The organism is uncultured Alistipes sp. (assembly GCF_910580175.1).
Classification (GTDB): domain Bacteria; phylum Bacteroidota; class Bacteroidia; order Bacteroidales; family Rikenellaceae; genus Alistipes.
The window spans coordinates 170,898-195,818 of sequence record NZ_CAJTXD010000006.1 but is presented as its reverse complement, the minus strand read 5'-3'; the positions used below and the strand labels follow the sequence as shown (position 1 = coordinate 195,818).

The following is a 24,921-nucleotide window of genomic DNA, read 5'->3' as shown; positions in this document are numbered from 1 at the left end:
AAATATCTTTACACTTTTTCATACCTCGATTGCTGTGTGTTGTAAATAAGCGGCAAATTTTACACCTCGAACGATAAAATCAAGTCGAAATAAAAGTCAGTTGTTTGTTGGTAAATAATTGAATTTGTGAATTTTATTTCGATATTTCTTTGTATTTATTCTATTGGGTTACTTTCCGATGCAGAATTTAGAGAAGATGTTGATTAGGATTTCGTCGGAGGTAATGGTGCCGCGGCCGGTAATGGAACCGAGAGCGGAGGTAACGGCGCGGATTTCCTCGGCGAGCAGATCGGTGGGGAGCGAATCGAACGCAGAGAGGGCCTGCTGCAAGGCCTCGGAGGCCTGCGAGAGGGCCTGGAGATGGCGGCTGTGCGAAACAACGGGATCGCCGTCGAGAAGCGCTTGGGTGTCGACGCATTCCCGCAGGGCATGGTAGAGCGTGTCGATGCCCGTCCCTTCGCGGGCCGAAATGCCGATGACCCCATCGGGCAGCGCGAGCGTCGGACGGGTGTCGATTTTGTTGACGACGGTCAGCAGTTTTTGTTCCGGATTCAATGTAAAGCCGGGCTGAGGGATGCTCCCATCGGGGCCGATCGTATCGGCGCTTACCAGATGGATGATGAGCTGCGCCCGCCGGATGCTCTTCAGCGTGCGTCGGATGCCCATTTCTTCCAGCCGGTCGTCGGTGGCGCGGATGCCGGCGGTGTCGAGAAATCGGAACACCACACCATCGATGTTGGTCTGCTCTTCGATCACGTCGCGCGTGGTGCCGGCGATGTCGGAGACGAGGGCACGGTCGTCGTTGAGGAGCCGGTTCAGCAACGTCGACTTGCCTGCATTGGGGGCGCCGGCGATGGCCACGGCGAAGCCCTCCTTAATGGCATTGCCCAGAGCGAAAGAGCGGCGCAGCCCGTCGATCGAACGGCCGATCTGCTCCAGGGTCTCGCGCAGCGCCTGACGGTCGGCGAATTCGACATCTTCTTCGGAAAAGTCGAGTTCGAGTTCGAGCAGTGAAGCCAGGTAAAGCAGCTTTTCGCGCAATGTTTCCAGCGATGCCGAGTAGCCGCCCCGCATCTGGTTGGAGGCCAGCGCATGGGCGGCCTGCGACGACGAAGCGATAAGGTCGGCGACAGCCTCGGCCTGTGCAAGGTCGAGTTTGCCTGCCAGGTAGGCCCGGACGGTAAATTCGCCGGGTTCGGCCATGCGGGCGCCGGCGGCCTGTGTCAGCCGCAGGATTTCGGAGACGATATAGCTTGAGCCGTGGCACGAAATCTCGACGGAGTTTTCTCCCGTGTAGGAATGCGGGGCGCGGAAAACGCTCGCCAGTACGTCGTCGATCGTCCGTTCGCCTTCCATGATGCGGCCGTAGTGTACGGTGTAGCCTTTCGCTTCGGCAAGAGGCGTGCGGCCCTTGAATATGCGGTCGCAGACGGCCAGGGCGTCCGTGCCGCTCAGCCGGATAACGGCAAGCGCACCTCCGGCGGCCGTGGCCGGCGCGACGATGGTGTCATGATCGTGCATCATGGGTGCATCAGCGTCCTTCGATCCGGATTTTCTGGCCCAATTTCAGCTTGTGGGGGTTCTTGATGCCGTTCCAGCGCATGAGCTGCGAAGTGGTAACATGGTAGCGGTGGGCAATGCCGCCGAGCGTTTCGCCCCGCTTGACGGTGTGGATGGTGCCGGTGCGTTCCTGCCGTTTCTTGTCGATGTTCGCAGGGTTGATGTACTCTTTGAGGTACATCGAGTCCTTGGCCATGATTTCCTGTTCGTGGGCGATGTATTGTGCAACGTTGCGTTGAGGCAGCACCAGCGTATAGGTCTTGGTCGTGGCCGGGATGATGTCCAGTTTGTACTGGGGGTTGAGCTGGCGGAGCGTCTCCATCGGCACGTCGATCGTGGAGGCGATCTGTTCGAGGTGCATCAGGCGGTCGATGCGCAGGGTGTCGACCGACAGCGGAATGGGGGCGGCTACCGGGTCGATGCCGTGGTGGCGATGATAGGCGTAGGCATAGGATGCGCCGATGAACGAGGGTACATAGCCGCGGGTTTCGCGGGGCAGATAGTCGTAGATGTCCCAGAACGAGCGGCTGTTGCCGCCGGCACGGGCCAGGGCCTTGTTGACGTTGCCCGGGCCGCAGTTGTAGGCGGCGATGGCCAGCGACCACTCCTTATAGATGTTGTAGAGGTCTTTCAGATAGCGGCAGGCAGCCTGCGTCGAGCGGATCGGGTCGCGGCGTTCGTCGACCAGCGAGTTGACCTCCAGCCCGTAGCTTTTGCCGGTCGAGGGCATGAACTGCCACAGTCCGGCGGCCCCGGCGTGCGAAACGGCCGTGGGCGAGAGGGCCGATTCGATGATCGGCAGTGCGCGCAGTTCGATGGGCAGTCCTTGCTTGAGGAGTTCATCTTCGATGAAGGGGAAATAGTATTGCGACATCCCGAGGATGCGGCTTATGATGTTGCGCTGCGGGTCGACATAGCGGTTGATGTATCCGCGTACGATGTAGTTGTAGGGCAGTTGGATCGGCGATGCCAGGGCGCGCAGCCGGTCGGTGTATACCGAGTCGGGGACATTGCTTTCGGCATCCGGGTCGACCAGGATGTATTCGTTGAAGAACTCGTGGAATGCGTTGCCGCGCTGCCGTTCGCGCCATTCGGCCACCAGCGAGTCGATCTGTTCGGGCGTGAGTTCGATGTTCAGGGCGGCGGGGGCTTCGGAACGCTGCTTCGGAGCGGGCGCCGGGGCCTCGTCGGTCGGTTCGGGGCATTCGGGTATGGCGCCGGGTGCTTCGGGTGTCGGTGTCGCGATCTGGGGCGCCGCTGCTTCGGAGCGGGTTTTCTTTTTGCGCGGCGCACGATCGGCCTGTACGGCCTGTGCGGTCGAAACAGCGAGCAGAAGCAGCAGAACGATGGATTTTTTCATGATCAGAATTTAAGGCTCATATTGAATCCGAAGACGGGCCGGTTGCCTCCGGCCGTCGGTACGTAGGTATAGTCGACCAGCGGTTCGAGGTTCATCGAGAGGTCGTCCGAGATGTCGTAGTCTTTCAGATGGGCGTCGACGTGGGCATCGACTATTTGCAGCACGTAGAGCGCCCCGGTAAGGATGATGCAGAGGTCGCGGTTGCGCCGGTAGTTGTTGCGCAGGTTCTGGATGAACGACGCCGAATAGCGGCCGTGGAATTCGTCGGTGGGGCCGTCGGGATAGTTTTCGGGATGGGCTTCGTAGTCGCTCAACAGGTTGTAGGCTTTCTTGAAACGTTGGTAGCCGCGGTTGTTCCAGTCGATGCAGTAGATCAGCGAGGCGAAGCCGCCCACGACGAACGGTACTTTCCAGTAGCTCTTGTTGTAGACCTGGCCGGCTCCGGGGAAGATGCAGGCCAGGGTGGTGGCTTTCTTAACGTGGGAGACGTCGTTGGTGTTGTAGTTGACCGCCGCGTCGCCGATGAAGTAGACATAGGAGGCGATGGTAAGGCCCAGGTAGAGCTGCCGGCGCGTGTTGCTGCGGATCATCTTGTCTTGCAGCGCGTTCAGCTCGGGTGTGCGCACCATGCTCAAGTCGGTCATGGCGTCGTATTGGCGTTTGAGCGGCCGGTAGGTCTTGTTTTCGTGGATGAAAAGCGCCAGCCCGGTGCCTACGGTGCCGTAGAGGATCGGGAGCTTCCAGTATTGTTTGTTATATATCTGTCCGTAGCCCGGGACGACGGTCGAGAGCCAGCAGACTTTCGACAGCGCCATCGAGTCGCTCATGAACCATCCTTTGCGGAAGACATGCCGCCGGGCCGTGTCGATCTTGGCTTCGGGCAGCCCGACACGGGCTGCGGCGATGGAGTCGAGCGTGAAGAGGTCGTCGGTGCGCAGTTCGTTCAGCCGCAGCGAGTCGGCCGTGAATTCGGCGGCCAGCAGCGAGTCGAGCGATGCGGCGAACGCGGCGTCGGCCAGCGAATCGGCCCGCATGCGCAACGAATCCGGTCGGGGTGCCAGCCCGCCGCGCACGACGGTGCGCGCGCCGCGTCGGAGCTGCGCACCGGCGGGCGTCCAGAGGGCCGCGAAGGCCAGCAGCAGGAGCACTTTGAACCGGATCCCGGGCATGGCGTCAGGAGCGGGACGAGAAACGTTCGATGAACCGTTCGATATCCTTGTCGTCGGCAAAACCGATGGTAATCTTGCCGCCGCCGTTTTTCGAACGCTTGATGGCGATTTCCTGCGAGAAGAACTTTTCGAGCTGCTCGACCAGGCGCGAGTAGCTCTCGGGATACTCCTCCTCTTCGGGAGCCGGTGCTGCGGCAGGCTGTTCGGTAAGCGAGCGTACCAGTTCTTCGGCCTGGCGCACGGAGAGCGATTTCTTGACGCACCGCTTGAGCATGCGTACCTGTTCCTCGGCAGGAGCGCCGGCGATCGCTTTGGCATGCCCCATGGAGATCAAGCCTTCTTTGAGAGCCAGCTGCACTTCGTCGGGCAGTTTCAGCAGACGCAGGTAATTCGAGACCGACGAGCGTTTCTTGCCGACCTTCTCCGAGAGAGCATCTTGCGTGAGGTGGCATTCGTCGATGAGGCGCTGCATGCCCAGCGCGATTTCTATGGCGTTGAGGTCTTGGCGCTGGATGTTCTCGACCAGGGCCATGGCGTGGAGCGTCTCGTCGTCGACCTCGCGGATGTAGGCGGGCAGGGTCTTCAGATCGGCGCGCTGTGCGGCGCGCCAGCGGCGCTCGCCGCTGATGATGATGTACTTGCCGTTGGCGGACTTCTTGACCGTCACGGGCTGGATGACGCCCAGCTGCCGGATCGAGTCGGCCAGTTCGTCGAGCGCCTCCTCGTCGAACTGCGTGCGGGGCTGCGTGGGGTTGGGGATGATGTCGGCGATTTCGATTTCGGCCATGCGGCTCATGGGTTTGAGCTTGGCATCGAGTGCGTCGGCGCCGAAGATGGCATCCAGACCGCGGCCTAAACCTTTCTGTTGTTTCATTGTATGATTGCTTTTTTTTGTTTCGGGCGAGTGGGACTCGGGCAAAATCCGTGCTGGCTCTTGCGGGGAGTCGGGGCTCAGTTCTTGCGGTTGCGTTTGAGGAATTCGCGGGCGAGCGAGAGGTAGTTCTCGGCGCCGCTGGCCGTGGCGTCGTAGAGCACGATGGGCTTGCCGTGCGAGGGGGCCTCGCCCAGGCGGATGTTGCGCAGGATCACGGTGTCGTAGGTCAGCGCCCCGAAATGGTCGCGCACTTCGGTCACGACCTGGTTGTTGAGGCGGTTGCGCATGTACATCGTCAGCAGGAAGCCTTCGATTTCGAGGTCCGGGTTGAGCGAGCCTTTGACCTTGCGGATGGTGGCCAGCAGTTTGGAGAGTCCTTCGAGCGCCAGATATTCGCATTGCACGGGGATGAGCACCGAATCGGCCGCCGTGAGGATGTTGACCGTCGTATAGCCCAGCGAGGGCGAGCAGTCGATGAAGATGTAGTCGAAACGGTCGCGCACCGAGTCGACGATGCGCCGCAGCACATGATGCGCGTCTTCCATCTTGGGCAGCTCGGCGTCGGCGGCCACCAGGTCGATGGACGAGGGCAGCAGCCAGAGGTTCTTCACGTCGGGACTCTGGAGAATCACTTCCGAAGCCTGCCGCGCTCCCGAGATGCACTCGTAGATGCCTTCCAGTTCGATGTCGAAACCCAGTCCCGAGGTGGCGTTGGCCTGGGGATCGGCGTCGAGCAGAAGCACTTTCTGGCCCAGCAGCGCCAGCGAAGCGGCTAAGTTGATGGCCGTGGTGGTTTTGCCCACGCCACCTTTTTGATTGGCTAATGCGATAACTTTTGCCATGTTCGGATGGGTTTATAAGCGGACAAATTTAGTGAAATTAAATCGAAATCCGCAACCGTTGTCGAAAATTGATTACCTTTGAGACGTCAAAAAACGATTCGATGCCGCCTATGACAGAGAAAAACCGACCTGCCGCCGGGGTGCCGCCTTTCGAAGAGGGTGCCGCGGAGCCTCCGAAGAAGCCGCGAGTGCGCAAGCCGTTTCCTTCGGCGAACGACCTTTTCGCCATGTTCGGCATCGTGTTGGGCATGCAGATCGCGGTGTCGCTGGCGGTGTCGTTCGTGTTGCTTGTTCTGGGTGTGGAGACCGATGCCGCAGAGCCTTTGCAGCAGGGGCGCCGGATGGCGGCGATCTATCTGCTGGCGATGACGGCAGCTTATTTCATGGTGTTGTGGTACAGGCGTATGCGCGGCGGATCGGGTTCGCTCGGCAGATTTTCCGTCCGGGGATTGAATCCCATGCTGTTGTTGTGGGCTTTCGTGCTCATGCTTGCAGCAGGCATCGTGTGCGAACCGTTGCTGTCTTTGCTGCCGGCCGTCAAGGAGTATGAGTTCGGGCGCGGCGGCTGGGCGCTGGTCACGCTGGTCGTGGCGGCTCCCGTGCTCGAAGAGCTGTTGTGCCGTGGCGTGGTGCTGGAGTCGTTGCGTGCGCGTTACGGCGCGGCGACGGCCTGGGCGGTCTCGTCGTTTTTCTTCGGGGCGCTGCATCTCCAGCCGGTGCTGGTGGTCAATGCGTTCGTGATCGGTCTGATTCTGGGTTATATCTATATAGTCGCCGATTCGTTGTGGGCTACGATCATTTTGCATGCGCTCAACAATGCGGTGGCCTATCTGTTGCTGCTGACAGGATACGGCGACGCTACGCTTGCCGGTCTGGTGGGCGACCGCACGATTTATTGGATCGTCTATGCGGGCGCCGCGGCCGTCACGATGCTGTCGGCCTGGATGGTGTGGCGTACGCTGCGCCGGCTCGGGAGCGGGCGGAAAAATGAGGATGCCGCGTAATAATAGCATGTTGCGATGCGTTAGTTTGCGGATAAAACCCTATCTTTGCGTGTTGAAGATGAATTATACAACTAAAATAGCGATTGTAGCGGCCATCGTGTTGACCGGGTGTCAGCAGGTGCCGAGTTATCTTGCCGGCGACGCCGTGGTGGCGCGTGCCGGCGGCAAGGAGTTGCGGCAGCGCGATGTGCGGTCGGTCGTACCCAAGGGGGTGGCGGGCGACGACAGCGTGGCCTTCGTCGACATGTATGTCGACCGCTGGGTGCGCAAGCAGCTCAAGTTGCAGGAGGCCGGGGTGCTCTTTTCCTCGTCGGAGGGCGATATCGACAAGATGGTCGAGGAGTACCGCCAGGCTTTGCTGATCCGCAAGCTGGAGCAGCACTATGTGGACAACGGCGTGGACACGGTGTTTACCGATGATGAAATCGCGGCCTATTACAATGCTCACAAGAGCGATTTCCGCCTCGATCGTCCGGTGGTCAAAGGGCGCATCGTGCGTTTCCCCGAGGGGTATCGTCAGGCGCGGCGGCTCAAGGAGGCGATGGCTTCGAAGTCGGTCGCCGACCAGCATGATTTCCGCGATATCTGCGTCAAGAACGAGTTCACGGTAACCGATTTCCGCGAGCATTGGACGGATTTTCCGGAGTTTCTGAATTATCTGCCGACCTTGCAGTCGCAGAATTACCATTCGATCCTGGCTTCGACTGCCGTGCAGGAGATGCGCGACAGCCAGTCGCATTACTACTTTCAGATCGATGCCGTGCGGCGCGAGGGCGACGTGGTGCCGCTCGAACGGCTGCGTTCGACGATCCGCCGCATCCTGCTCAACCAGCGGCAGGGCGAGGCGATCCGCCGTCACGAGGAGGAACTCTACACGCGGGCCATGGAAAACGGCGAGATAAAGATCGCCAAGCAGTAAGCGACGCCGTGCCCTGCTTGGGGCGGCCGAACAAGGAGAAATTTAAAAAAATCGGATATTGCATGTTCAAGAAAGGTGTCATGTTCGTGGCGTTGGCGTTGTTGTGCGCAGGCGTCGCGGCCCAGAAAAGGCAAGTGATGCTCGACAAGGTGGTGGCCGTGGTGGGCGGTTCGGCGATTCTCTATTCGGAGGTGGACGAGTATGCCCGCATGCTCACGCAGCAGCGCCGTCAGGAGGGTTACACCTCCGACCGCGACCCGCACAACGAGGCGTTGGAAGCCTTGATGACCCAGAAGCTGCTCTATAACCAGGCGCAGATCGACTCGGTAAAGGTCAATGATGGGGCCATTCTCTCGGCCGTGGAGGATCAGTTGCAGCGTCTGATCGCCCAGGAGGGGTCGTTGGCGCTGCTGGAAGCCAAGCAGCACATGCCCGTGTTCAGCATTCGCGAGATCATGCGCCAGCGTTACGAGGAGCAGGAGTATGCCAGCGAGATGCAGCGCACGGTGGTGGACAAGGTGTCGATCGTTCCGGGCGAGGTCGAGCGGTTCTACAAGTCGCTCTCGCGCGACAGCCTGCCCACGGTGGCCGAGCAGTACGTCTATGCGCAGATCACGAAGTTTCCCAAGTCGATGACCGAGGCCAAGCAGCGTACGCGCGAACGGCTGCTCGACATGCGCGAGCGCGCCATCACGGGCAACGCCAAGTTCGAGAATCTGGCCCGCATGTACTCGCAGGATCCGGGTACAATGATGCGCGGCGGCGAGATGCAGCCGTCGCGGCTGGTCGAACTCGACCCGTCGTTCGGCGCCGCGTTGGAGAAACTGCGGCCCGGACAGATTTCGGAGGTCGTCGAATCGCAGTTCGGCTTCCACATCATCCAGCTCATCGATAAGCAGGGCGAGTACTACCATTTCCGGTACATCCTTCTGCGCCCCATCTATACGGTCGAGGAGCAAACCTCGTCGCTCCGAACGCTCGACAGCCTCGTGGGCTTGATCCGCAGCGATTCGATTACTTTCGAGCGGGCGGCCATGGAGCACTCCGACGACAAGGGATCGAAAATGAACGGCGGCGTGGTCTCCAACAGCGACATCATGAGCTATTATAACGCTACCAATCCCAAGTTGACGGTAACCAAGTTCCTGCGCGAGGATTTCGGCCGGTTCAAGAGCTTGGACGACTACAATGCCCTGATGAAGCTCAAGCCGGGAGAGATGTCCGACGCGTTCCTTACGGAGGACATGCTCGGCAACCAGATGGCCAAGGTCGTGAAACTCCTGGAGATCATCCCCACGCACCGGGCTTCGCTCGAAGAGGATTACCTTCGGTTGGAGGAGATGGCGCTCGAAGCCAAGCAGGAACGCGTGTTCCGCGACTGGCTCTCGAAGAAGATCGACGCCATGTATGTCTACATCGATCCCGAGTTCCGCGACGGCGAATTCGACAACAAGCATTGGGTAAAGTAGCATCGTGCGGCGGCTTCTCATCATAGCGGCGTGCACCGCGGCGGCCTGCGGGGCGATTTTCGCCCGCAGCGGGCGGCATGCGCTTCCCTCGGAGGTCTCGTCGTCCGGGTTGCAGGCGGGGCCGGTTTCCGCTGCTTCGGGTAGCGATACGAAGATCATCGACTTGAAGTCCGATCTTTCGGGGCCGGTGGCGCCGGGCGATTCGGTTATCTTTCTGGTGGGCAACTTCGCTGCGCAGCACAACGGGGCGGTTATCACATGCGATAGTGCCGTGCGTTATTCGGACAAGCGGATCGAGTTCTTCGGCAACGTCCTCATCAACAAGAACACCACCTACATCTACGGCGACCGGGCCGATTACAACGGCGAAATCAACGAGGCGCGGGTCTATTCCGAGATCATCAAGGTCGTCGACGGCGATGCCACGCTCTACACCTACCGGTTCCGTTTCAATACCAAGGATAATGTCGGCGAGTTCTCGCAGGGCGGCGTGCTGACCAACCGCGACAACGTGTTGGAGTCGGTGCGCGGTTATTACTATGCAGACACCAAGGAGCTGGCAGCCGTCGATCAGGTCGAAATGCGCAACGAGGAGTACGAACTCAAGGGCGATTCGGTGGTTTACAACATGGCGACCGACAACGCTTTTTTCTTCGACCGCACCAACATCTGGAGTCATGACGGCAACTACCTCTATGCCGATCGGGGCGAATACCGCAAGGCCGACACGCTCTATGTCGTTACGCGCAACGGCTATGTCCTTACCCGCGAGCAGGAGATGTGGAGCGATAGCATCGATTTTTACCGGGCCGATAACCATGTGATTCTGCGCCGCGACGTCCAGATCGACGATGCGCCGCACAAGGTGTTGGCGTTCGCCGATTACGGCGAGTACTGGAGGGAGCCGGGCAATGCGTTCCTCACGCGCGATCCTTCGTTGGTAAGCTACGATCTTTCGCAGGGCGATTCGCTTTTCATGCGGGCCGATTCGATGTTCCTCTATACGATCCGTTGGGAGGACGAAAAGAAAGAGCAGGAAGCTGCGGCGGATGCAGGCAATGCGTCGGAGTCCGGGAGTCCGGAGAGCGGGGGCAGGGCCGATTCGTTCGGGAAGGCGTCGCAGCTCGATTCGTTGGGACGTGTTGCGTTGCCCGATTCGTTGGGGCAGGCTGTGTTGCCCGATTCCTTGCGTGCTGCCGGTGCTGCCGATTCGTTGGGTGTTGCCCGGGCCGTCGATTCGTTGGCCGGGGCCGATACTGTTCGCTTGTCGGACGACGAGCGCCGGGCTTTGCAGAAAGAGGAGGCCCGCCAAGCCAAGGAGGCTCGCAAGAAAGCCGCTGCGGAGGCTAAAAAAGAGTTGTTGGCCGAAATCGCCGCCAGGCGTCAGGCCAAGAAGACGGCCAAGCTGCTGGCCCAGAAAGAGCGCGAGGAAGCCCGTCTGACCGCCCGCCGGCTCAAGGCCGAATCGAAGTTGCGTGCCCGGCAGGCCCGTGCGGCCCGCAGAGGGAAGCCCCTGCCGGTCGATTCGACGCTCTTGCAGGAGATCGACGACCGCCTGGCGCGCAATGCTGCGGTGCAGGATTCGTTGTTCGGGCTGTTGTTCGATCGATGGGCTGCCGACAGCGTGGAGGTGGCCGCTACGGTAGACAGCCTCGCGTTGCTCCCGCCCCGCGATTCGATCTGTCGTTTGATGAAAGGTTATCGCAACGTGCGTATCTATCGTTCCGATTTCCAGGGTGTATGCGATTCGATCACGGCCTTGAGCGCCGATTCGACGATCCACCTTTATATCGATCCCGTGCTGTGGAACCAGAGCAACCAGATCACTTCCGAGGTAATGGACGTCTATACGCGCAACGGGGCGATCGAGCGGGCCGAGTTCGTGGGCAGCCCCATGATGGTAAGCGAACTCGACACCGTGCATTACAACCAGATCTCAGGCAAGGAGATGACGGCCTACTTCCGCAACAACGAAATCTGGCTCGACAACGTGAACGGCAACGCCCGGACGCTCTATTATAATCAGGATGGCGAGCCGCCCCAGGTCACGGGACTCTTTTTCGTGGAGAGCGGCGGCATCAACTTCTACGTCGACGAGCAGCAGGTGGTGCGCATGTCGTGGTACAATGAGCCGCGTTATTCGATCTATCCGATGGACAAGATACCTCCCGAGCAGGAACTCTATCTGAAAGGGTTCAAGTGGGAGGGTGCCCGGCGCCCCGCGCAGCGCGACGTCTTCGATCGGCCTCTCCGTCCTTCCGAGCGGGCCGAGCGTTCGGCCCTGGCCCATCCGTCGTTCCCGTTGCGGCAGCGTGTCGACGAGCACCGCAAGATGCTGACCGAGCAGCGCCGTTGGGCCGATCGGGTCGATCAGGTCGACCCGGCGACCGTGGAGTGGATGCGCGAGTTGGGCTTCGAAGTGGGGCAGCCGCGCGAAAGCGGCCCGAAGTTTTAGAGGCTGGCTAAAGATGGAAAACGTTCTTGTTTTTCATCTTTTTTCGTGTTAGTTTTGCCCGGTTTTTTTCGTTGGAGTCATGAAGAAAAGTTTGATCGCTTTAGCATTCGGTACGTTGGCATTGGGCATGTCGGAGTTCGTCATGATGGGCATCCTTCCCGACATCGCCCGTTCGCTGGGCGTCTCCGTGCCGCAGGCCGGCCATCTGATTTCTGCCTATGCGTTGGGTGTCTGCATCGGCGCTCCGTTGATGGTCTTCGTCGCACGGCGACGGCCGTTGAAATGGATTTTGTTGCTCCTCTCCGCCTTGATCGTGATCGGCAACCTCTGCGCCGCGGCCGCGCCCGGTTATTGGGTGTTGTTGGCCATGCGTTTCGTGTCGGGCTTGCCCCACGGCGCTTTCTTCGGGGCCGGCTCCATCGTCGCCGAGCAGGTGGCCGACCAGGGCCACCGAACCGGGGCGGTCTCCATCATGATCGTGGGGATGACCGTCGCCAATCTCTTCGGCGTGCCGTTGGGTACCTATATCAGCGGCATCATTACCTGGCGTGCCGCCTTCGCCATCGTCGCCTTGTGGGGCATCGTCGCTTTCGTCCTCATCCGGCGGTGGGTTCCCGCTTTGCCGCCGTTGCCCGACAGCGGATTGAAAGGGCAGTTCCGGTTTCTGCGCCACGGTGCTCCGTGGGCGATTCTCGCTTCGGTCATGCTGGGCAACGGCGGGATCTTCTGTTGGTATAGTTATGTGGGGGCGTTGATGATCCGTACTTCTGGATTCGCCGCCGACAAACTTACCCTCATCATGATGTTGGCCGGATTCGGCATGTTCGTCGGCAATCTGGCCGGGGGACACCTTTCCGACCGCTACACTCCTGAGCGGGTTGTGCGGGCTACGTTGTTGGTCGCTTCGGTCGCCTTGGCCGGCATCTTTTTCGGCGCTCGCGTCGGGTGGTTTTCTCTCGCAGCTATGGTGCTCGCTACGGGTTGTCTCTTTTGCGTCTCGTCGCCCCAGCAGTTGTTGATTCTCGAAAATTCGCGGGGCGGGGAGATGTTGGGGGCCGCTTTGGTGCAGGTGGCTTTCAACCTCGGCAATGCCCTCGGGGCCTATTGCGGCGGCTTGCCCATCGACCGGGGGCTGGGTTACGAGTGGAGCGCCTTGCCCGGCGTGGCTTTTGCTTTGGGCGGGTTCCTCGCATGTGCTTGGTATGTGTTCCGGTTTTCGGCCCGGCGTGCGGATGCCAGGTAGCGCAGTTCTCGCTCGTTGAAACTTTCGTTTCGCTGCGTAGGCCCCGGCGCGGTAATTGCGGAGCTGCCGGACATGCAGCGACATCTGAAAAAATGGACGGACGACCTGCTCGATTGGCTGGGTGTCGAGTCGACGGCGCACGACGGCAGGGACATGTGGGTGGCGTTCGGCTTGATCGTTGTGACCGTGCTGCTGTTCGATCTGTTGTTGACCTGGGCCGTGGTTCCGCTCGTGCGCAAGGTGGTCGAGCGTACGCGGATCAAGTGGGACGACACGCTTTTCAGCACGCGCGTGTTGAAATGCGGGTGCCACGTGGTAAGCGCCGTGCTGTTGGCCGTGTTGCTGCCCGTGGTCTTCGAAACCGATTCGTCCGTCCGGACGATCGTCATGCGTTTCATGCGGATCTGCATCATCGTCTCGGTTTTCCGGTTCATCAACGCCTTGCTCTATGCTTCGTTCCGCATCGTTGCGGCACGTCCGGCCTGGCAGAACAAGCCTATCAAGGGACTGCGGCAGACGGCTCAGGGCATCGCCCTGCTCATCTGTACGATTCTGGTCATCTCGATCCTGCTCGGCAAGTCGCCGGCCATCCTGCTTACCAGTCTGGGTGCGTCGGCCGCCATCCTGATGTTGATCTTCCGCGACAGCATTCTGGGTTTCGTGTCGGGCATTCAACTCTCGGCCAACGATATGCTCAAGGTCGGCGATTGGATTTCGGTGCCCAAGTTCGGTGCCGACGGCAATGTGGAGGAGGTGTCGCTTACTACGGTAAAGATACGCAATTGGGACAATACGATCGTCACGCTGCCGCCTTACCAGCTGGTAAGCGATTCGTTCGTCAATTGGCATGCCATGCAGCTTTCGGGCGGCCGCCGCATCTTGATTTCGGTGCCGGTCGACATCTCCAGCATCCGGTTTTGTACGCCCGAGATGTTGGATCGTTTGCGTAAAATCAGGTTGTTGGGCGATTATATCGAGAAAATAGAAAAGGACGACGCTGCGTTCAATGCTTCGATCGGCATCGGGGACGACGAACCGGCCATCAACGGCCGCCGACAGACCAATCTGGGCTTGTTCCGGGTCTACATGCTGCGTTTTTTGCAGCAGCGGAGTTCCGTCCATTCGGACATGAAGCTGGTCGTGCGCCCCTTGGAGCCGACCGACTCCGGATTGCCCGTGCAGCTCTACTTCTATACCAGATTCATTTATTTTGTCGATTACGAGCAGGAGATATCCGAGGTGCTCGACCACATGTTGTGTGCGCTTCCCGAATTCGGGCTGCGGGTCTTCCAGTCGCCCTCGGGCGATGACGTTCGGGCGCTCGAAGAACGTCTGCGGGCTGCCCCGGCGGTCAGAGCGTCAGCATTAGAACCACCTGAATGATGATTACGCGCAGGAACATGCAGATGGGGTAGACCGTGGCATAGGAGACCGAGGGGTTGTCGCCTTCGATGGTCTCGTTGGCATAACCCAGCGCCATCGGGTTGGCCATGCTGCCGCACAGCAGCCCCGCCACCGACCCGAAGTCGAGGTGCAGCAGACGCAGCGAGACGACGGCCATGACGACGACGGGTACGAACGTGAGCAGGAAGCCCGTGCCCAGCCATAGCATTCCCTCGGGGCGCATGACCGTTTCGAAGAAGTGCGCGCCGGCATCCAGCCCCAGGCAGGCAAGGTACATCGACAGGCCCAGGGCGCGCAGCATGAGGTTGGCGCTCTGGGTGGTATAGGTAATCATGTGCAGGCGCGGCCCGAAAGTGCCGATGAGGATGCCGACGATGATCGGTCCGCCGGCCAATCCCAGCTTCACGGGTGCCGATATGCCCGGCACGGTCAGCGGCACGGAGCCGAGCGCCAGACCGAGGATCAGCCCGATGAATACGGCTGCCAAGTTGGGTTCGTTGAGGTGCTTTACGGCGTTGCCCACCCGTTTTTCTACGCCGCGGATCGCTTCCGCTTCGCCGACCACCGTCAGCCGGTCGCCCAGTTGCAGGCGCAGGTCGGGCGTGGCCAGCAGCTGTACGCCCGAGCGGTCGACGCGGCTGATGTTGATGCCGTAGTCGTTGCGCAGGCGGAGCGACGATAGTTTCCTGCCGTTTAGTTCGGGGCGCGTCACGACGATGCGCTGCGAGATGAGTTGATTGTCGACGGCGTTCCAGTCGATGTTTTTGCTGTTCCAGTCTTTTTCTTCCTGTTCGCCGAAAAGCAGCCGCAGGGCGTCGGCTTCCTCGGGGGTGGTAATGACCAGCACGACGTCGTGTTGCTCGAACGTCTTGTCCGAAGTGGGGATCGAGACGCGCCCGTCGCGCCAGATGCGCGAGACGACGAAATGGCGCTGGCTCTCGGCGGCCACGTCATGCAGGCTCTTGCCGAAAAGCGCAGGGTTGGTCAGCCGGTAGCTGGCGATGAAGACGTTGCGGCGGTGTTCGGCATCGGGTCCTGCCAGATCGGCGGGCCGCACGAAGCAGCGGCGGATCAGAACGATGGCCAGGATGACCCCCACGACGCCCAGCGGGTAGGTCAGTGCGCAGCCCAAGGCGGCGGCACCGGTCGGCAGACCGGCTTGCTGGAGGGTCTGCTGCGCCGCACCGAGTGCCGGCGTGTTGGTCGTGGCGCCGCATAGGATGCCCGACATTTCGGGCATGGGGATGCGGAGCGCATAGCTCAGTCCGACGGCCGCCCCCGTGCCGAGCAAGATCACGGCGATCGAGGGCACGAGCAGCCGTACGCCGTCGGTGCGGATCGAACTGAAGAATCCCGGCCCCACTTGCAGTCCCAGGGCGTAGACGAAGAGCACCAGTCCGAAACTTTCGGCATAGGCCAGCATCGCGGGGTCGAGCGTCAGTCCGAAGTGTCCGGCCAGGATGCCGGCGAAAAAGATGAACGCGGCGCCGAGCGAAATGCCGAAGAAGCGGATGCGCCCCAGACCGATGCCTGCGACCGAGATGAGCGAAATCACGATCACGGCCTGCAAGGCCGAGTGCTCGACGAGTATGCTGCGTATCCAATCCATTGCGGGCGGTTTATCGGCTGCAAAAGTAATGAAATTATTGCAGTGTCAGCGGCTCGCCCCGATAGAAGTCCAGAATTTTTTGACGGAATACGAATTCGTATTTGGCTTGGGCCAGCTCCGCTTCGGCTTTCTCCATGCGGGTTTTGGCGTCGTTGAAGTCGAAAAGCGTCGAACGGCCCGCTTCGGCCTTGCTTTGTTCGTAGCCGAAGGCTACGCGGGCCGCGGCGAGCGCCTGCCCTGCCGCACGGTATTTGGCATAGGCGGCATCGGCGTTGTACCATGCCTGCTCGATCTCCTTGCGCAGGGTCAGTTCTGCGTTGCGCAGAGTCAGGGCTTGGCTGCGCATCGCGATCTTTGCCGTGCGGATGTTGTTGCGTGTAGCCCGGCGGTTGAAGATCGGCACGCTCAGCGACAGCCCCACGAATTCGTTGCGGTTTTTGTCGAACTGGGGCCAGAAGTCCGCATCCATACTGCTGTAAATCCCCGTGCCGAATCCGCCGCGCACGAAGAGCGAGGGGTAGAGTGCCGAGCGGGCGATGCGGATGTCGTTTTCGGTGCTTTCCAGCCGCAGCCGCTCCGAGCGGATGCCGGGCCGGTGGGCGGCGGCATGGTCGTAGACCGCTTCGACCGAGCCGAGCCGGTGGAGCGAAGCGAGGGTCACGCTGTCCAGTTCGGGTGCCGCAATGTCGAATCCTGCGGCGCTTTCGCGGTCGAGCGTCTGGCTCAATTCGAGCAGCGCCAGCGCCAGATCGTTGCGGGCCTGGGTCAGCGCCAGACGGTCTTTGGCTTCGAGCGAAAGACTTTCGTAGACCGCCGATTCGGGTTGCCTGCCTGCGGCCGCCAACTCGCGGCTGCGGGCGGTCTGCCGGACGCTCAAGTCCAGCTGGCGCTCGGCTATTCCGACCAGTTCCTTGTTGTAGAGCACTTCCAGGTAGCGCGTCATCACGTTGACCGCCACATCTTCGCGTGCCCGTTCGAGGTCTTCCATGGCTGCGGCCAGGTCGAGTTGGCTTCCCTTGATCTGGCGGTTGATGCGCAGACCTTGGAACAGCGGCATCGACGCCGAGACATCGAACGATCCGGTGCGCAGCGTCTCGGTCTTGCGCGTGTTGTCGGCCGAGGTGCCGCGGCCGAACGAGAAGTTGTAGCCGATGCCGGCGTTCAGATCGGGCAGGCGGCTGAAGCGGGCCGTGGAGAGTTCCACGCCGCGCTGCTCGACATTCAGCGCACGCCGGTGCACCTCGACGTTGTGCTCCTGGGCATAGCGGATGCAGTCGTCCAGCGTCCAGAGAGGCGGTTCGGCCGCAGGGGTCTGCGGCTGTGCCGCCGAGGCCGTGGCGACGCACCATGCTGCCGTCAGAAAAATGCGTCTCATGGCTTATGCGGTTTTGGATGATTCCTTGGTGTCCAGCCGGGCGCCGCGGATGCGGTCGTCCGAGGTTATGCCGCTCTGGATTTCGATGCGGATGCCGTCGGAGAGTCCGATGCCCACTTCGCGGCGTTCGAAGGTCTGGTCTTCGTCCTCTTCGGAACCGGCAAGTACGTATACGAAAGCCTTTTCGCCTTCGAATTCGACGGTGCTTTCAGGCATGGTCAGCACCCCTTCGCGACTTTCGATCACTACGCTGGCATTGGCGCTGTATCCGGCCCGCACGAAAACATCGTCGGGGATGCGTACTGCGGCCTTGACTTCGAACATGATCACTCCGTTGTCTTCGGTGGCCTTGGGCGCTACGTATTCGAGTTCGGCGGTCAGGGCCACATTCTGCAATGCTCCGATGGTAAGCTGCACGGGCATTCCTTCGCGGAGCTTGCCTACGTCGGTTTCGTCGACCTGCCCCTGGAACTGCATGTTGGTCATGTCGGCCACAGTGGCGATGGTGGTGCCGTCGTTGAAAGTGTTGGCTTGGATTACCGAGTTGCCGACCTTGACGGGTACATCGAGGATCATGCCGTCGATAGTAGAGCGTATTTGTGTGTTGCTCAGTTCTTTGTATCGGCTCGTGATGCCGTTTTTTACGATTTCGAGATTCTCGATGGCATTCTGCAATTCTTCTTCGCTTTTGGCCAGCGTCGTGCGGCTCTGTTCGTATTCTTCCTCGGAGAGAACGCCTTTGGCGTGGAGCGCTTCGGTGCGGTCGTGTTCGCGTCGGGTCTGGGCCAGGGAGAGTCTGGCTACCGAAACGCGCGATTCGGCGCTCGACAGCTGCCCCATTTCGGGCACGACTTTCACGGTGGCGATGACTTCGCCCTTGCGCACGCTCTGCCCGGCTTCCTTGTACACCTCGGAGACGATACCCGAAATCTGGGGCTTGATGAGCACTTCGTCGCGCGGCTGCACCTTGCCTGTGGCGATGACATATTGGCGGAGTGTGTCGAGGGTGGGTTGCACGAGGGCATAAACCGTCTTCACGGGGCGGGTCTTCTGCCATAGAAACCAGAACGTGCCGAGCAGCAGGGCCGCGAAGAACGTGCCGAGCAGGATTTTGAGGAGTCGTTTCATAAATGAATGGTATTATTTCTTGCGTTTTTATTCTTCCCTTATGGCATCTACGGCCTTGATCTTCAGAGCGCGGAACGCAGGAATGATGCCTGCCAGCAGGCTCCCCGCAACGATGATCGCCAAGGCTTCGATACCGGTGCCGAACGATATTTGCCACGAGATGTCGGCACCCTGCTGTGCGGCGACGACGGCCTGATAATAGATCGAGTCGGCGACCGAGAGCACGCCTACGGCCGCAGCCAGCCCCAGCGTGCCGGCGATGAACGTGAGGACGAAACTTTCGGTCAGGATCTGCGTCAGGATGGCGCCCGGCGGTGCTCCGATGGCCCGGCGGATGCCGATCTCCTGGGTGCGTTCCTTGATGGTCACGAGCATGATGTTGCTCACGCCTACGATGCCCGCCAGCAACGTGCCCAGACCTACGATCCAGGTAAGCAGGGCGATGCCCCGGAAAAGTCCCTGCACCTTGTCGAGCATCTCCGAAACGGCGATGACCCAGGCGGCCTTTTCGTCGTCGGGCGCCACCAAGTGCCGGGCGAAGAGTTCTCTTTTGCAGGCTTGCTCGACTTGTTTGCTGGGCATGTTGTCGCGGCCGGCCAGCGCCAGCATGTGTACGTAGTCTCCGCGGCCGAAAAGTTGTTGGGCCAGCGACACGGGAATGATGATCGTGCGCTCCGGATTGCTGAACGAGATGAGGCTGCTTTGTCGGCGGAGGACGCCTGCGACGGTAAAATAGGAGCTGTTGATCCGGATGGAGCGGCCCGTGGGGTCTTCGCCGCCCGGAAAGAGGTCTTTCCAGACCTGGGTGCCGATGACGCAGACCTTGCGTTTGCGGGCCATGTCGACCTCGTTGATGAAGCGTCCGAAGATGATTTTCTGCGGGTTGATGCGTTGGTAGTCGGGCGAGTAGCCCATCAGCGTGTAATCGCCCTTGCGTTCGCCGCGGCTGCAATGCTGTTCGCCGGCCCAGTAGACGGCCGAGGCGTGGAGCACTTCTGGAAGCCGGCGCACGGCCTCCACGTCGTCGTTGTTGAAGCGCCACCATCGGTTGCGGGGCATGCCTTTGTAGGGGATGGCGGTCTGCTGGGGCTGGAGCAGGAGGGTGTTGGTCGACATGTCGCCTAATTGTTGGCGGAAAAGACGCCCCAGGCCCATGCCTGCCCCGAGCATCACGGTAAGCATGAAGATGCCCCAGAAAACGCCCAGTGCCGTCATGATGCTTCGCTTGCGGTTGCGGCTCACGGTCTGCCAGATTTCGTTCCAGCTGTCGGTGTCGAAAAATCGGGTCATCGGTTTATAGTCGAAGTTCAGGGATTCGTCTTGTTTTTCGCTCCGGTCGGCGTGTCTTATTTGTTGTATCTCAATGCGTCGATGGTTTTGAGACGTGCCGCGCGGCGGGCGGGGACATATCCGGCGATCAGTCCGGCGGCCACCAACACGATCGTGGCGCTCACGGCCACGCCCAGGTCGAGCGTGGGGTCGAGGAAGATCGAGAGAGTGCCGTCGGCGGTCTGCTGCGGGGTCACGAGGTAGCGGTTCACGATCTCCATTATGGCAACGCCCGATACCAGTCCCATGTATCCGAACGCAGCGGTAATGCAGACCGATTCCGTGAGGATCAGCCGGATGATCGACACCGGTTTGGCGCCCAGCGCCTTGCGGATGCCGAATTCGGCGGTGCGTTCGGTAATGGTTACCAGCATGATGTTGCTTACGCCTACGATGCCCGCCAGCAGCGTGCCCAGACCGATGATCCACACGAACAGATTGATGCCCGCGAAGACTACCATGATGTTCTTGTATTGTTCCATCGTGTTGTCGATCCAGATCGCGCTCTTGTCGTCGGGTGCGAACCTGTGTTCGGCCGCGAGCCGCCGGAGCAGCCGTTTTTCGAAGTTGGCCATCGTCTCGTCGGTTTTGATGCCTTGCACGGTAATAATGATGTTGTTGACCTCGGGGTCGTTGGCTTTGAAGACGAGTTGTCCGGTGGTCAGCGGGATGTAGCACACGGAGCTGTTGCGTTGGGCGTCGCCTTGCTGGATGCCGATGACCGTGAACATCGAACCGCCCAGCTCGATCTGCTTGCCCAGGGGGTCGGCTCCTTTGAAGAGCACGCGGCGCATCGGTTCGTCGATGACCATCGTTTTGCGGCGCTGGGCGATGTCGATTTCATCGATGAAGCGGCCGGCTGAGAGTTTGATGCCTTCGATTGCGGCCGTATTGGGCAGCGACCCGCAGGGGAAGGCGCTGGTAAATTCGCCGTTGTAGGTAACCGTCTGGGTATTGTACCAGGCGTTGGCGGCAACTTGGTCGATTTCGGGGAATTCGCGGCGCAGGATTTCGAGGTCGCTGTTCCGCATGCGGATGCGGCGGCCTTTCTGATAGCCCTTGTAGGCCTTGGAGGTGCGGCCGCCGTAGAGGTTGATGGAGTTGACGGCGTAGTTGCCGAAGTTGGAGAGCACGCCGTTCTTGAGGCCGTTGCCCGAACCCAGGAGGATGACCAGCATGAAGATGCCCCAGGCTACGGAAAAGCCCGTGAGGAACGTGCGCAGCTTGTTGCGGCGCATCGAAGTCCATATTTCGAGCAGGAGTTCTCTCATCGTCGGGTGTTTTCGTCCGTGGGGTTCGTCGTCCGGGTAATCGAGTCGATGATGCCGTCGCGCAGACGGACGATGCGGTCGGTCTGGTCGGCGATCGACTGTTCGTGCGTCACGCAGATGATGGTCATGCCCATTTCGAGATTCACGCGCCGCAGCAGGTTCATCACTTCCTGCGACGTGGTGCTGTCCAGGGCGCCGGTCGGTTCGTCGGCCAGGATGATCTGCGGTTTGTTGATGAGCGCCCGGGCGATGGCTACGCGTTGTTTTTGTCCGCCCGACATTTCGTTGGGCATGTGCGAGGCCCATTCCCGAAGTCCCAGCATGTCGAGATATTCCAGCGCCAGTGCGTTGCGTTTGCGTCGGGAGATGCCTTGGTAGTAGAGCGGGAGCGCTACGTTCTCGACGGCGTTCTTATAATTTATAAGGTTGAACGACTGGAAAATGTATCCGATCATGTTGTTGCGCGCCTGGGCCGCCTGCGTCTCGTTCAGATTGCGGATCAGCCGGCCCGCCAGATAATAGTTGCCGCTGTCGTGATTGTCGAGGATGCCCAGGATGTTGAGGAGCGTCGATTTGCCCGATCCCGAGGCGCCCATGATGGATACCAGTTCGCCGCGGGCGATTTCCAGGTCGATGCCCTTGAGTACGTGCAGGGGCGAGCCGTTGTTGTAGGTTTTGTGGATCTGTTCGAGCCGGATCATGGTTTTCTTCTGTTTGCGCAGTTTCGGTTCGTAGGGTCGTCGCTGCCATTCCGAGGGCAAATATAATGGTTTTTATTCGCAAAACAATTTATTTTTATCGAAAATCAATATTTTTTTAATGAAATATCCAGGTTGTGCCGCATTTCCTCCGATGCGTCGGTTTTTCGCGTGTGCCGGTTCAGTTTCGGGGTGCATTTTTTCCGACAGAGAATGCTCGGTGTTTTGAAAAATACCAGTAAATGGGGATTGATGGCATGCGTCGGAAGAGGTAATTTTGCCTCTCGGCAGCAAATGCGGAACGAACGGTCGAAATTAGTTGACTTTCTGTTTCATATTTTAACGCTTTTTTATTATATTTGTTGCGTTAGGGTGTGCTATGAAAAAACTTTTCTTGTTGTTTTGCGGAGTCGTCGTCCCGATGTATGTTGCGGCGCAGGGTTACACCATCGCCGGACAGGTGTTGACGACCGGAACCGATCGCCCCGTGGGGCAGGCCGTGGTCGAATTGCCCGACAACGGGCTGTGGGCTGTGGCCGACAGCGAGGGGCGCTTCAGTGTGAAAGGCGTGCCGGCGGGTGCGACTCGCTTCGCCGTGTCGTGCCTGGGCTATGCGACGACCGTTGTCGAGGTGGCGGTCGCTGGGAATGACGATGCGCTCGTATTGTATCTTCCCGAGGACAACCTCACGCTCGAAAGCGTGGTGGTGACAGCCCGGGAGTCGTCCGATGCGATGGCCACCACGCGCACCATCGGGTCGAATGCCATCGACCACCTCCAGATGGTCAACGCTTCGGACATCGCGTCGCTGCTGCCGGGCGGCAAGACCGTGAATCCCGATCTGACCATAGATGCTCCATTCTCGCTGCGCGGCGGCGGGTCGGACGCAGGCAATGCGTCGTTCGGTACGGCGGTCGAGGTCGACGGTGTGCGTCTGTCGACCAATGCGTCGCTCGATGCCATGTCGGGCGTCAGCACGCGCAACATCGCTTCGACGAACATCGAGTCGGTCGAGGTCGTGACGGGCGTCCCCTCGGCCGAGTACGGCGATCTGACGTCGGGCATGGTCAAGATTTCGACCCGCAAGGGCAAGACACCCTATACGGTCGTGCTCTCGACTAATCCGCGCACCAAGCAGATTTCGGCCGCCAAAGGATTCGATCTGGGCGATGCGAACGGCGTGTTGAACGCCAACCTCGAGTATACGCGGGCGACGAAGAATCCCGTGTCGCCCTATACTTCCTATTCGCGTGCGGGAGTTTCGCTCAACTACCAGAATACGTTCGCCCAGGTGTTGCGTTTCAATGTCGGTGCGACGGCCAACATCGGCGGCATGAATACCGACGAAGACCCCGATGCGATGGTCGGAGAGTGGGAGAAGGCGCGCGACAACGCCCTGCGGGCCAATGCGTCGCTCAAATGGCAGCTCAACCGCAAATGGATTACCAACATCGATTTCGACGCGTCGGTCTCCTATGCCGACAATCTTGTGCGTGCTCGCAAATACGAGTCCATGGCCGTCGCCCACCCGGCGGTGCATGGCGAGGACGCAGGATATTTCGTCGCGGATATGCTTCCTGCTTCCTACTATTCTTTGTGCAATGTCGATTCCAAGCAGCTCGACTATTCCGCCGGGCTGAAAGCCACCTGGGTGCGTCATTGGGGCCGGGTGCACAGCAGTGCCAAGGTCGGCGCCGCATGGCGTGCCGACGGCAACGTGGGGCAGGGTACATATTACGACGATCCGGCATTGGCGCCTGATGGTTACCGTCCGCGTCCGTATACCGATATCCCTTACATGCACAACCTCGCAGGGTATGTCGAGGAGGTGCTCACGGTGCCTCTGGGCAGTACGTCGTTGCAGCTCATGGCCGGTCTGCGGGCCGAGAAGACCTGGATCAAGGATTCGCCTTACAAGAAGACGGCCAGCCTTTCGCCTCGCCTGAACTTCAAATACCGCATCTGCGAGGAGTTCGCCCTGCGCGGCGGTTGGGGCGTGACCGAGAAGCTGCCGTCGTTCAACATTCTCTATCCTCTGCCGCGTTACCGCGACACACGGGTTTTCGGTGCCGCTTACGGTGCCGGACAAAGCATCTACGTCTATCATATTCAGCCTTACCGCGTGTTCTACAACGAGAATCTGCGATGGCAGCGCAACCGCAATGCCGAGGTGGGCATCGACGTGCGTTGGGGCGAGTTGGCCGTGTCGCTGGCCGGTTATTTCAACCGCACCAAATTCCCCTATGAGTTGAGTTCCCAGTACGATCCGTTTACCTATCGGATTTCGTCGCTTCCCGCGCAAGGGGCCGACGGCGGAGCCTACAAGATGCCGGCCAATCCGTCGTTCCGCGTCGACCGCGAGACGGGCAGCATCTGGATCGGTAATGCCGACGATCCGTCGCAGGAGTGGGTGCAGGCTCCCGGCGAGGATAAGCGTACGTTCGTGGAGAACACCATGCAGGACAACGGTTCGGCGGTCGACCGCATGGGTCTGGAGTTCGTGGTGGACTTCCCGCAGATCAATCCCATCCGCACGCAGCTGCGCTTGGACGGTACTTATGCCTGGACGAAGTATATCAACGAGGGCGAGGCCTGTTATTATCCTGCCACTACTTCGGGCGGGACATTCTATCCCTATGCGGGCATCTATGCCGATAACGGCGGTCGTGCGTCGGTTACTTACAACGGTTGCAAGATCCGCGCGCTCGATGCCAACCTCACGGCGACGACTCATCTGCCTTCTATCCGCATGATTATTACTTTGCGGTTCGAAATGTCGTTGTTGAAGCGGTCGCAGAACCTTTCCGAGTATCAGGGGCAGGCATATGCTTTCAATGTCGACGAGGATCGCAATCCTACGGGCGGCAGCATCTACGACGGCAACAGCTATACGGCGATCTGGCCCTTGGCCTATGTCGATCTGGAGGGCCGGCGCCATCCCTTTACCGATGCCCAGAAGGCCGATCCGGCGTTCGCGGCGCTGCTCTTGCGTTCGGCCAATGCGTTTACCTACAACGCCGACGGTTACGATCCTTATTTTTCGGCCAACCTGAGCATTACCAAGGAGATCGGCGACCATGTGTCGATTTCGTTCTATGCCAACAACTTTACCAATTCGCGGCCTTTCGTCAAGTCGTATGCTACGGGCGTGGCCCGGTGCCTGACGCCCGATTTTTACTACGGGTTGACCGTGCGTCTTAAATTTTGAGCAG

18 protein-coding genes are annotated in these 24,921 nt (G+C 60.1%); 7 read left to right on the top strand and 11 right to left on the bottom strand.

Going from position 1 to position 24,921, the window contains the following annotated elements; genetic code table 11:
- Positions 1–168 precede the first annotated feature (168 nt).
- From mnmE to QZ298_RS08315, 5 genes are all read right to left on the bottom strand, one after another.
- Positions 169–1,524, bottom strand: coding sequence for a tRNA uridine-5-carboxymethylaminomethyl(34) synthesis GTPase MnmE (gene mnmE, locus QZ298_RS08335; RefSeq protein WP_296007957.1), 1,356 nt, complete (start codon positions 1,522–1,524; stop codon positions 169–171).
- A 7-nt stretch (positions 1,525–1,531) separates the two neighbouring features.
- Complete coding sequence (locus tag QZ298_RS08330; RefSeq protein WP_296007954.1) at positions 1,532–2,920, bottom strand: lytic transglycosylase domain-containing protein; 1,389 nt, start codon at positions 2,918–2,920, stop codon at positions 1,532–1,534.
- Between the two features lie 2 nt (positions 2,921–2,922).
- A complete protein-coding gene (locus QZ298_RS08325; protein WP_296007951.1) occupies positions 2,923–4,089 on the bottom strand; it encodes a DUF5683 domain-containing protein in 1,167 nt (388 codons plus the stop codon).
- 4 nt (positions 4,090–4,093) lie between these two features.
- On the bottom strand, positions 4,094–4,963 hold the full coding sequence (locus tag QZ298_RS08320; protein ID WP_296007948.1) for a ParB/RepB/Spo0J family partition protein: 870 nt from the start codon (positions 4,961–4,963) through the stop codon (positions 4,094–4,096).
- A 77-nt stretch (positions 4,964–5,040) separates the two neighbouring features.
- The gene (locus tag QZ298_RS08315; protein WP_296007947.1) at positions 5,041–5,805 is read right to left on the bottom strand and encodes an AAA family ATPase; all 765 of its coding nucleotides are present in this window, start codon (positions 5,803–5,805) and stop codon (positions 5,041–5,043) included.
- A gap of 110 nt (positions 5,806–5,915) precedes the next feature.
- Between QZ298_RS08315 and QZ298_RS08310 the strand changes: the two genes are divergently transcribed.
- The 6 genes from QZ298_RS08310 to QZ298_RS08285 all read left to right on the top strand — a co-directional run bounded on the left by QZ298_RS08310 (position 5,916) and on the right by QZ298_RS08285 (position 14,278).
- A complete protein-coding gene (locus tag QZ298_RS08310) occupies positions 5,916–6,809 on the top strand; it encodes a type II CAAX endopeptidase family protein (RefSeq protein ID WP_296007945.1) in 894 nt (297 codons plus the stop codon).
- A 58-nt stretch (positions 6,810–6,867) separates the two neighbouring features.
- Positions 6,868–7,728: a hypothetical protein gene (locus QZ298_RS08305; protein ID WP_296007942.1), complete on the top strand. Its 861-nt coding sequence runs from the start codon at positions 6,868–6,870 to the stop codon at positions 7,726–7,728.
- A 62-nt stretch (positions 7,729–7,790) separates the two neighbouring features.
- Positions 7,791–9,197, top strand: coding sequence for a peptidylprolyl isomerase (locus QZ298_RS08300; protein ID WP_296007939.1), 1,407 nt, complete (start codon positions 7,791–7,793; stop codon positions 9,195–9,197).
- A gap of 4 nt (positions 9,198–9,201) precedes the next feature.
- Complete coding sequence (locus QZ298_RS08295; protein ID WP_296007937.1) at positions 9,202–11,652, top strand: OstA-like protein; 2,451 nt, start codon at positions 9,202–9,204, stop codon at positions 11,650–11,652.
- 79 nt (positions 11,653–11,731) lie between these two features.
- A complete protein-coding gene (locus tag QZ298_RS08290; RefSeq protein ID WP_296007934.1) occupies positions 11,732–12,895 on the top strand; it encodes an MFS transporter in 1,164 nt (387 codons plus the stop codon).
- Between the two features lie 15 nt (positions 12,896–12,910).
- A complete protein-coding gene (locus QZ298_RS08285) occupies positions 12,911–14,278 on the top strand; it encodes a mechanosensitive ion channel domain-containing protein (protein ID WP_363323911.1) in 1,368 nt (455 codons plus the stop codon).
- Here the strand turns inward: QZ298_RS08285 and QZ298_RS08280 are convergent.
- Genes QZ298_RS08280 through QZ298_RS08255 form a run of 6 tightly spaced genes read right to left on the bottom strand, consistent with a single transcriptional unit; the run spans position 14,247 to position 21,712 of the window.
- Positions 14,247–15,908 carry a putative transporter gene (locus tag QZ298_RS08280; protein ID WP_296007931.1) on the bottom strand — a complete coding sequence of 554 codons (1,662 nt, stop codon included), beginning with the start codon at positions 15,906–15,908 and terminating at the stop codon, positions 14,247–14,249. The two genes, QZ298_RS08285 and QZ298_RS08280, sit on opposite strands and share 32 nt — an antisense overlap.
- Positions 15,909–15,942: 34 nt before the next feature.
- Complete coding sequence (locus tag QZ298_RS08275) at positions 15,943–17,283, bottom strand: TolC family protein (protein ID WP_296007928.1); 1,341 nt, start codon at positions 17,281–17,283, stop codon at positions 15,943–15,945.
- A gap of 3 nt (positions 17,284–17,286) precedes the next feature.
- On the bottom strand, positions 17,287–18,411 hold the full coding sequence (locus tag QZ298_RS08270; RefSeq protein ID WP_296007926.1) for an efflux RND transporter periplasmic adaptor subunit: 1,125 nt from the start codon (positions 18,409–18,411) through the stop codon (positions 17,287–17,289).
- A gap of 27 nt (positions 18,412–18,438) precedes the next feature.
- Positions 18,439–19,701: an ABC transporter permease gene (locus QZ298_RS08265; protein WP_296007924.1), complete on the bottom strand. Its 1,263-nt coding sequence runs from the start codon at positions 19,699–19,701 to the stop codon at positions 18,439–18,441.
- Positions 19,702–19,757: 56 nt separating this feature from the next.
- Complete coding sequence (locus tag QZ298_RS08260) at positions 19,758–21,011, bottom strand: ABC transporter permease (protein ID WP_296007921.1); 1,254 nt, start codon at positions 21,009–21,011, stop codon at positions 19,758–19,760.
- On the bottom strand, positions 21,008–21,712 hold the full coding sequence (locus QZ298_RS08255) for an ABC transporter ATP-binding protein (protein WP_296007917.1): 705 nt from the start codon (positions 21,710–21,712) through the stop codon (positions 21,008–21,010). Before QZ298_RS08255 ends, QZ298_RS08260 begins: the two co-directional genes overlap by 4 nt.
- Before the next feature lie 376 nt (positions 21,713–22,088).
- Between QZ298_RS08255 and QZ298_RS08250 the strand changes: the two genes are divergently transcribed.
- On the top strand, positions 22,089–24,917 hold the full coding sequence (locus QZ298_RS08250) for a TonB-dependent receptor (protein WP_296007914.1): 2,829 nt from the start codon (positions 22,089–22,091) through the stop codon (positions 24,915–24,917).
- The last annotated feature ends 4 nt before the right edge of the window (positions 24,918–24,921 follow it).